The sequence below is a fragment of the Microcystis sp. T1-4 genome, from assembly GCF_000297435.1.
GTDB lineage: Bacteria > Cyanobacteriota > Cyanobacteriia > Cyanobacteriales > Microcystaceae > Microcystis.
In genome coordinates this window covers 1-2,775 of record NZ_CAIP01000148.1, presented here as the reverse complement: position 1 = coordinate 2,775, position 2,775 = coordinate 1, and the positions used below count along the sequence as shown (strand labels likewise).

Sequence of the window (2,775 nt, the reverse complement as noted above, 5' to 3'; positions counted from 1 at the left end):
TTCCCCACTTCCCCACCTCCCCAATTCATAATTCATAATTTATAATTTATAATTCCCACTCCCTTTTTTTACCTTTTATGACCATAATTGTCGATTATCGCTTTCCGCCCGCTATTAATGCCGAAAAACAGGCAAAAACGATCGCTATCGGTCAAACCGCCGGCACTTGGAGCGAGCGCCACAGTCATCGTCAAGAGCAGCTGCAACAACACCTAGCGGAAGTGGTGGGGATCAGGGAGGAAGCCGACGGTTATAAGGTGGCTAGGGTGCGTTTTCCCCAGATAAACGTTGAAAATGACATCGCCAGTCTTTTAACCATGATTTTCGGCAAATATTCCATGGCTGGAGCCGGAAAAGTGGTGGGGGTGTATCTCCCCGAAAGCTACGGCACAAAAGCCAAGCTGGGAATCACAGGAATTAGGCAACGTTTGGGGGTTTATGATCGACCTCTAGTTATGGCAATTTTTAAACCCGCTTTAGGACTATCGGCGCAAGATCACGCCGATATCCTGCGAGAAGTGGCTTTTGCTGGCTTAGACGTGATTAAAGATGATGAAATCATGGCGGATCTTCCCGTGGCTCCCACCCACGAGCGCCTAGATTGTTGTCGCCGAGTTTTGGAGGAAGTGCGGCAGCAAACCGGTAGAAATGTTCTCTACGCGGTCAATGTAACTGGAAAAGCGGACGAATTGCAGAGAAAAGCCCGTTTATTGGTGAAACATGGGGCTAATGCCCTGTTATTAAACGTTCTTACCTACGGTTTTTCCGTTTTAGAAGCTTTAGCCAGTGATCCGGCGATCGATGTTCCTATTTTCGCCCATCCTGCCTTTGCCGGAGCGATGTGTGCCGGTAGCGATACGGGATTAGCCTATTCTGTGGTTTTGGGGACGATGATGGCCCACGCAGGAGCCGATGCGGTGCTATATCCCGCCGCTTACGGTAGTTTACCCTTCGATCCCCAGGAGGAGGGCAAAATTCGCGATATTTTGCGCGATAGAAACGTTTTTCCGGTTCCCTCGGCCGGTATTCGTCCCGGTATTGTTCCCCAGGTCCTTGGGGATTACGGACGTAATGTTATCCTCAATGCGGGAACCGGAATTATGGACCACCCATCGGGACCAGCCAGTGGTGTGAGGGCTTTTTTTGAAGCTTTAGCCAGAATAGAAGCGGGGGAGTCCTTTGATCCGGCCAATTTGCCCGAAGGAGCCTTAAAACAGGCAATTCTAGAGTGGGGTTAAGCTCAATTCTTTCAATGCACTATAAAAACATTTTGTCAAGCATTTTTAGAAAATTTAACAAATAACTTGCCGTTTTAGATAGGGTTGCAGCACTTCCGGCACTTTTACTGTCCCGTCTGGCTGTTGATAATTTTCTAGGACAGCGGCCATAGTACGACCGATCGCTAATCCCGAACCGTTGAGGGTGTGGACAAAATTAGTGCCTTTTTGTCCTTTTTCTTTAAAGCGAATATTTGCCCGTCGTGCTTGGAAGTCTCTAAAATTAGAACAACTGGAAATTTCCCGATAGGTATTAGCCGAAGGTAGCCACACTTCTAAGTCATAACATTTGGCTGCCGAAAAACCCAAGTCACCGCTACACAATTCAATCACCCGATAGGGCAACTGTAAAGCTTGCAGGATTGCCTCCGCATTAGCGACTAAACTTTCGTGTTCCTGAGCAGAAGCGTCAGGATGGACGATTTTGACCATTTCCACCTTATTAAATTGATGCAAACGGATCAAGCCCCTCGTATCTTTGCCATAGCTGCCCGCTTCTCGACGAAAACAAGGGGTATAGGCACAGTGTTTGATCGGTAATTGCTCCGATGAGAGGATTTCATCGCGATAGAGGTTAGTTACGGGTACTTCTGCCGTTGGTGCTAACCAAAGCTCATCATCTCGACATTTAAAGCTTTCTTCCGCAAATTTCGGCAGTTGTCCCGTCCCGCGCAGGGAGTCACTATTGATCAGAATTGGCGGTAAAACTTCTGTATAACCGGCGACAATATGGCGATCGAGCATAAAATTAATTAAAGCTCTTTCTAGGGCTGCCCCGAGGGCGATAAGATTAACAAAACGACTCTGGGCGATTTTTACTGCCCTTTCAAAGTCTAAAATGCCCAATTTTTCCCCAATTTCCCAGTGAGGCAAAATATTCGGGTTGGTGGGTTTATATTCCTCTCCCCAGCGTTTGACTTCGACATTTTCCCGTTCATCCTTACCGATAGGAGTGGTTTCACTGGGTAAATTGGGTAAATCTAAGATTTTTTGGTCAATGGCCGCTTTAATCTCTTTTTCCTGCGGTTCTAATTGAGCTAGTTTACTTTTAATCTCGTTTCCTTCTGTTTTCATTGCCAAAATTTCGGGACTGTTGACATCGCTGCCACTTTTCACTTTTTGTCCCACCAGTTTACCGATTTCGTTACCCCGGGCCTGTAAACTGCTGCGTTCTAACTCTAAAGCCTTCTGTTGTTGATTTAACTGGAGAATAGGGGCAATATCATAACTACCTCCCCGACTATCTAAGCGTTTCTGTACTTCCTCTGGATTTTCTCTAATTTGCTTTAGGTCTAACATGGTACGAGTCAGTAAAAAATAAAAAGTAAGTGGGAGAGTCGGGGAATTGGCAGCCTGAGAAGAAATGTTCTCAACCCCTAACCAATGGTCAATAATAACTCAAAACTTAACTAAAATATCGGTTAAAAGCCGCCGGTAAAATTAGCGGCAGCGGAAACTGGGGTATTGTAAAGTTTAAATACAAATATGGTCATATACA

Annotated in this window: 2 protein-coding genes; one reads left to right on the top strand and one right to left on the bottom strand. The window is 45.9% G+C overall.

Going from position 1 to position 2,775, the window contains the following annotated elements; genetic code table 11:
• Nucleotides 1-77 precede the first annotated feature (77 nt).
• The gene (locus MICAI_RS09040; RefSeq protein WP_008200686.1) at nt 78-1,238 is read left to right on the top strand and encodes a 2,3-diketo-5-methylthiopentyl-1-phosphate enolase; all 1,161 of its coding nucleotides are present in this window, start codon (nt 78-80) and stop codon (nt 1,236-1,238) included.
• A gap of 54 nt (nt 1,239-1,292) precedes the next feature.
• Here MICAI_RS09040 and serS read toward each other — a convergent pair whose 3' ends face one another.
• Entirely contained in the window at nt 1,293-2,576 is a 1,284-nt protein-coding gene (serS, locus tag MICAI_RS09035; protein ID WP_008200684.1) for a serine--tRNA ligase, read from the bottom strand.
• Nucleotides 2,577-2,775: the final 199 nt, after the last annotated feature.